This window comes from Achromobacter sp. UBA5777 (assembly GCF_002418565.1).
Taxonomy (GTDB): domain Bacteria; phylum Pseudomonadota; class Gammaproteobacteria; order Burkholderiales; family Burkholderiaceae_B; genus Achromobacter; species Achromobacter animicus.
Window position 1 is genome coordinate 1 of sequence record NZ_DIEJ01000059.1, and the last position, 5,462, is coordinate 5,462.

At 67.6% G+C, this 5,462-nt stretch carries 6 protein-coding genes; 3 read left to right on the plus strand and 3 right to left on the minus strand.

Features of this window, described 5'->3' with window-relative positions; all coding sequences use genetic code 11:
- The 3 genes from B3446_RS04045 to B3446_RS04055 all read right to left on the minus strand — a co-directional run.
- The coding region (locus B3446_RS04045; protein ID WP_291377390.1) for a carboxylesterase family protein at positions 1–360 on the minus strand (360 nt) is incomplete at its 3' end.
- A gap of 184 nt (positions 361–544) precedes the next feature.
- Complete coding sequence (locus B3446_RS04050) at positions 545–1,495, minus strand: adenosine deaminase (RefSeq protein ID WP_291377391.1); 951 nt, start codon at positions 1,493–1,495, stop codon at positions 545–547.
- A 48-nt stretch (positions 1,496–1,543) separates the two neighbouring features.
- Positions 1,544–2,479 (minus strand): LysR family transcriptional regulator, encoded by a 936-nt coding sequence (locus tag B3446_RS04055; RefSeq protein ID WP_291377392.1) that lies wholly within the window; start codon positions 2,477–2,479, stop codon positions 1,544–1,546.
- Between the two features lie 124 nt (positions 2,480–2,603).
- Here B3446_RS04055 and B3446_RS04060 point away from each other — a divergent pair, with 124 nt between their 5' ends.
- The 3 genes from B3446_RS04060 (at position 2,604) to B3446_RS04070 (ending at position 5,212) form a co-directional block, all read left to right on the plus strand.
- Positions 2,604–3,365: a hypothetical protein gene (locus B3446_RS04060; protein ID WP_291377393.1), complete on the plus strand. Its 762-nt coding sequence runs from the start codon at positions 2,604–2,606 to the stop codon at positions 3,363–3,365.
- Between the two features lie 44 nt (positions 3,366–3,409).
- Positions 3,410–3,775 (plus strand): sel1 repeat family protein, encoded by a 366-nt coding sequence (locus B3446_RS04065; protein ID WP_191575698.1) that lies wholly within the window; start codon positions 3,410–3,412, stop codon positions 3,773–3,775.
- Between the two features lie 78 nt (positions 3,776–3,853).
- Complete coding sequence (locus B3446_RS04070) at positions 3,854–5,212, plus strand: MATE family efflux transporter (RefSeq protein ID WP_291377394.1); 1,359 nt, start codon at positions 3,854–3,856, stop codon at positions 5,210–5,212.
- The last annotated feature ends 250 nt before the right edge of the window (positions 5,213–5,462 follow it).

Consider the following 5,462-nt stretch of genomic DNA (forward strand, 5'->3'; position numbering starts at 1 on the left):
GTCGTACCAGTCCAGCGCGCCGCCGCCGCTTTGCCAGGCGCCGCCGTGCAGCCAGACGACCACGGGACGGCGCTTGCCGTCCGCGGCCGGCGTCCAGACCGTCAGGTGCAGGCAGTCTTCGGATTGTTCGGCGTCGAAATCGCCCATGGCGCCGCGCAGGCGCGAGGGCAACTGCGGCGGGACAGGGCCGGTTCCCGTGGCGTCGAATTCGCCGCGAATGTCCGCCGGTTGCGGCGGTGCAAAGCGCAGTTCGCCCACGGGCGCCTGCGCATACGGAATGGCGCCATAGCGGCACACGCCGCCGTCGCGCACGCCAACCAGCGTGCCAGTGCGCAGCGCCGCCTTCACGCGTTCACTCATATTCCTGCCCCTTGTATCGTTGTTCATCGTCCAGCGGCGGCAATCTGTGCTGCCGCCGGACTAATGGTAGGGAGGAAAGTGCCGCGCCGGGCATTCCGGTTTTGAACATAGCCATGCGCAACACGCATGGCTGGACGGGGTCCGACCGGACCGTGGCGACCCCGACGCCGCTATCGGGACCTCGTTATTTGGCGATGCGTGCGTCCAGGCTGTTGTCCGCCAGCGCCTGCGCCTGTTCGCGCGTCATGCCCAGGTGCTCGTACAGCGCGTGGAAGTTCTCGGTGACATAGCCGCCAAAGTAGGCGGGATCGTCGGAGTTGACCGTGACCTTCACGCCGGCATCCAGCAGCGACAGGATGTTGTGCTCGCGCATGTGATCGAACACGCGCAGCCGGGTGTTGGACAGCGGACAGACGGTCAGGGGAATCTGCTCGTCGATCAGGCGCGCGATCAATTTCGGGTCTTCGGCGGCACGTACGCCGTGGTCGATACGCAGCACCTTCAGCAGGTCCAGCGCCTCCCAGATGTATTCGGGCGGGCCTTCCTCGCCCGCATGCGCCACGGCGGGCAGGCCTTCGGCGCGCGCGCGGTCGAACACCCGCTGAAAGAGCCGCGGCGGAAAGCCTTGTTCGCTGCTGTCCAGGCCCACGGCGATGAAGGCGTCGCGATAGGGCAGCGCCTGCTCCAGCGTACGCATCGCCTGTTCTTCGGGCAGGTGGCGCAGAAAGCTGAGGATCAGCCCGCTGGTCACGCCCAGCTGCTTGCGGCCGTCAGCCAGCGCCTGACTGATGCCGTTCAGCACGGTCTCGAAGGGCACGCCGCGGTCGGTGTGGGTCTGCGGATCGAAGAAGGGCTCGGTGTGCACCACGTTCTGCTCGTGGCATTTGAGCAGGTAGGCCCACGTCAGGTCGTAGAAATCCTGCTCGGTGCGCAGGACGTCCGCGCCCATGTAGTACAGATCCAGGAATTCCTGGAGGTTGTTGTAGTTGTAGGCGCCGCGCAGGGCCTCGATATCAGGCCAGGGCAGCGCCACGCCGTTGCGCTGCGCCAGCTTGAAGAGCAGTTCGGGTTCGAGCGTGCCCTCCAGATGCAGGTGCAATTCCGCCTTGGGCAATGCGTTGAGCCAGTCGTACATGGGTGCTCCGGTATGAATGAGGTGCGTGTTCGGGTTGCGGCGCGCGGTTCATGCGGCCAGCGCGATGCCATCGGCCTGGATGGTGCGTTCGAGCTGGGCGGCGAAGGCGCGCGCCTGACGGGTGCTGGGGCGGTCGCGGCGCCAGATGGCGGCAAGGGGCGACCTGCGCAGGGCGGGACGGGCCGGCAATACGGCCAGTTCGCCGCGTGCCTGGCGGACAGCCGCGACGCTGCCGGGCAGCATCCACAGGTAGTGTCCGTCCAGGAGCAATTCGCGGCCGAATTCCAGCGACAGGACGCCGATCATATCCGGAATAGCCAGACCGGCCTGGCGCAGGGACAATTCCAGCTCGCCGCGGATACGGCTGCCGGGCAGGGCGGTGATCCATGGGTAGGCCACGTAATCGGCCAGCGTGGCCTGCGGCAGACGCGTCAGCGGATGGTGCGTGGCGCAGGCCAACACCACCGGATCCTCCAGCAGGGTGGTCGACCGGTAGATCTCCGGATTCACGGTGGACGAGAAACGGCTGATCAACACGTCCAGCGCGCCGGCGTCCAGGTCCTCGATCAGCCGCTCGTGGGTGCCGATCTCGATGGTGAGCGTGATGCGCGGATGCGCCTCGCGGTAGTCACGCGCGGCCTGCGCCACCGGCCAGCCCGCAAACATGGAAAAGCAGCCCACGGTCAGGCTGCCTTCTTCACCGCGCGAGACGGCGGCCAGGTCGACCTCGGCCTTGCGAAAGCCGGTCAGCAACTGCCGCGCGTGCCGGCACATGGCGTCGCCGAGCGGCGTGCAGGTCGTGCCCTTTGCCGTGCGCTCGAACAGCCGCGCGCCCACCAGCTCCTCGATCTCTGCGATCGCGCGGGACAGGCCCGATTGCGTGCTGTGCAACTGCGCCGCTGCCTTGGACAGGTTGCCCAATTCGGAGACGGTCAGCACGATCTCCAGGTGCCGGATGCGGAGTTTGCCTCGGAACGGTGTCATGGCGCAGGGGAGCGGAAGCGATTTGCCGATTATTCTCCCGCGCCGGGCGCTTGGCAACGCGGTGCGGGATTCGGGATATAGTTCGACGCCTGCATGGGCTTCGGCTTGCAACGGGAGAGCAGCATTGAATTTGAAGGAGCGGGGCGGCGGGCGCGCCGCGCAATGCGTCACCCAGCGTGAAGGCTGGCCTAACGCCAAGCGCACCGGCGCCTTCGCAACGATCACCTTGCTGGCCGCGGCGCTGGCCGGCTGCACCGCGTCGCGCGTGGACGAGGTCGTCGTGAAGTGGCCGTCCTTCAAAGACAACACGCAAGTCCTGCTGCCGTCGGACGCGGCGCAGTGCCCCGACCTGACGGGCACCTATCGTGCCCAGGGCGAACGACGCGCAGGCGATGCCCACGCGTTCCTGCTCGAAGACCTGCGTGGCTTTCTGCTGTATCCCTTGGACCTGCCGGGCATGCGCGATGCGCCGCTGCCGGCTTGGAAACCGTCGTCCCGCTCGACCGTTTCGTTCGTCGCCGATGCGCGCGGTTGGCAGATCGAGACGCATGATGGGCAAGGTGCGCGCGAGGCCGCGCAGCTTGCTGTCCACGACGAAGGTGCCGGCTCCATGGCCTCGGCCGGCGAACCCATGCGCCCCGGCAACGCCATCTGGCGCGCTGCCGGGTGCACGCAAGGCCGGCTATGGATCAGCGTGCGGCATGACTGGCGCCAGCATGAGTCCATGGGCGTGCGGCGCCATGTTGCCGTTCTGCGCAAGGACGCAGGCGGGCTGCTGCTGACGGTGCAACGCGAGTCCGACAGCATCGGGATGCTGCTGCCCTGGTACACGAATAGCGGCGATTTGTTCCAATACTGGTTTGCGCCCGCCAACGATCATCCCTGAATTCCGCGGGCGCGCGCCTGCCTTTCACTGAGACCGAGAGAACCATGACCGCCAAACGGCTTTTCACCTGGACCTTCTTTTTCGCGCTATTCGTGGTGCTGGTCGCGCTGTTCTGGCGCCAGCTGTTCATGCAGACCCCGCCGTCGCTGCGCGAGCTCGGCGGCACCATTGAGGGCGGCAACGCCCACATCTATGGCGAATCGCCGCGCCAGGACGGCATGGCCGACCGGGCAATGTTGGCCGCGGCGCAACGCGGCGAGCCGGGCGCCCAATACATGCAGGGCCTCGTCATGGAGCATTTCGACATGAAGGAAGCGCTGCGCTGGTACGAGGCCGCCGCGGCCCAGGGTTATGAACTGGCGGCGCAGCGCCTGGCGCAATTGCGCGACGCGCCGCAGGCTGCGCAGTAACGGCACGCAAACAACGCCGCGTAATGGTCCCGCGCCAGTAATGCCGCTCCCGCCTCATCGCGCAATGGCAGATCCGCCTTGAACGCACCCGCGCCCCACGCCCGCTTCGTGACCGGCCCGCTCGGCGGGCACGTGCTCGAGATGATCCTGACCGGCTGGGCCAGCATGCTGGCCGTCTTCGCTGTCGAGTTCCTGTCGCTGCTTTACCTTGGCACGCTTGAGGACGAAGCCGTATTGGGTGCGGTGGGCTTCGGGTCCATGACGCAATTCACCATCACGTCCGTCTGCATCGGCGTCACGGTGGGCGGCGCGGCGCTGGTCTCGCGCGCGCTTGGCGCGCAGGACGCCGGCCGGGCGCGCACGCTTGCGGGCGCGTCGCTGATCCTGATGGCAGCCGCCGCAGTGGCGGCGGGCGCGGTGTTTTTGGCGGCGATCGGCCCCTTCACCGCAGCCATCGGGCTGGCCGCAGACGTCCGCGACCATCTGCTGTCGTATGTGCTCATCACCACGCCGTTCGCGGTGGTCATGGGCATCGGGATGATGCTGTCGAATTTGTTGCGCGCGGCCGGCCAGGGGCGGCAGTCGATGTGGGTGCTGCTGGCCGGCACCGGCACGGTCGCCGTGCTCGACCCCATCGTCATCTTCGTGCTGGACGGCGGCATGGAGGGCATTGCCTGGGCCGGCGGGGTGGGGCGCGTCGCCACGGTCGTGCTGGGCGCCTGGCTGGTGTTCCGCAAGCACCGGCTGGTGGCCTGGCCGCCTGCGCGGGAACTACGCGAGCACCTGGGCGCCATCGGCAATATTGCCTTGCCTGCGGCGCTGACCACCCTGGCCACGCCGGCGGCGGTCATCTTTACCGTCTCTACCTATTCCAGCTTCGGTCCCAGCGTGCTGGCGGGCGCCACGGTGGTCGACCGGCTGCTGCAACTGGCCTATTCGCTGTTCTTCGTGCTGCCCGGGGCCATCGGGCCGATCCTCGGTCAGAATCTGGGCGCTGGTCAATGGGACCGCGTGAAGGCCACCGTGGCGCTTACGACGCGCTGGGCGCTGCTGTACGGGTTTTCGGCGGCGGTCGTGCTGGCGGTGCTGGCGCCGTGGATGCCGGATATCTTCCGGGTCACTGGCCCCGGGCGCGACCTGATCGTCTTCTTCTGCCGCGTCGGCAGCTTTGCGTGGGCGCTGAACAGTCTGTTCTTCGTCGCGATCTCCGTATTCAACAACCTGGGATACGCCACGTATTCCACCGCCATCGGCTGGCTGCGCGCTACGGTGGGCACCATACCCTTCGTGTGGCTGGGCGCGCACCTGGGCGGGCCCGAGGGCGTGATGCTGGGGCAGATGGGCGGCTTTGCGATTTTCAGCCTGATTGCGATGTGGCTGTGCCGGCGCGTGCTGCGCGCGCCACCAGCGGGATTCCAGCACGGCGCGGCGGCCTAGCCGGGGGGCGCGTTCGATTTCGACGGCTGGTCGCGGTACGATCCCGGCTGACTTCGATTTTTCAGGAAAGCCATGCGCCAGAGTTTCTCCCGTCCTCGAATCGACAGCCTTTCCCGCGTGTTGCTGGCCGCGGCACTGACCGCCGCTGCCGCCAGCGCCGCGCAGGCGCAGTCGCCCGGATCGGCCACCGGATCGCGCGCCCAGACGCCCGCGCCGGAGCAGCAACAGCCCGTGCTCAAACCCAAACGCA

Excerpts from the sequence above, each read along its gene's own strand:
- B3446_RS04050 (WP_291377391.1), bottom strand. The coding sequence starts at position 1,495 with ATGTACGACTGGCTCAACGCATTGCCCAAGGCGGAATTGCACCTGCAT.
- B3446_RS04055 (WP_291377392.1), bottom strand. The coding sequence starts at position 2,479 with ATGACACCGTTCCGAGGCAAACTCCGCATCCGGCACCTGGAGATCGTG.
- B3446_RS04065 (WP_191575698.1), top strand. The coding sequence starts at position 3,410 with ATGACCGCCAAACGGCTTTTCACCTGGACCTTCTTTTTCGCGCTATTC.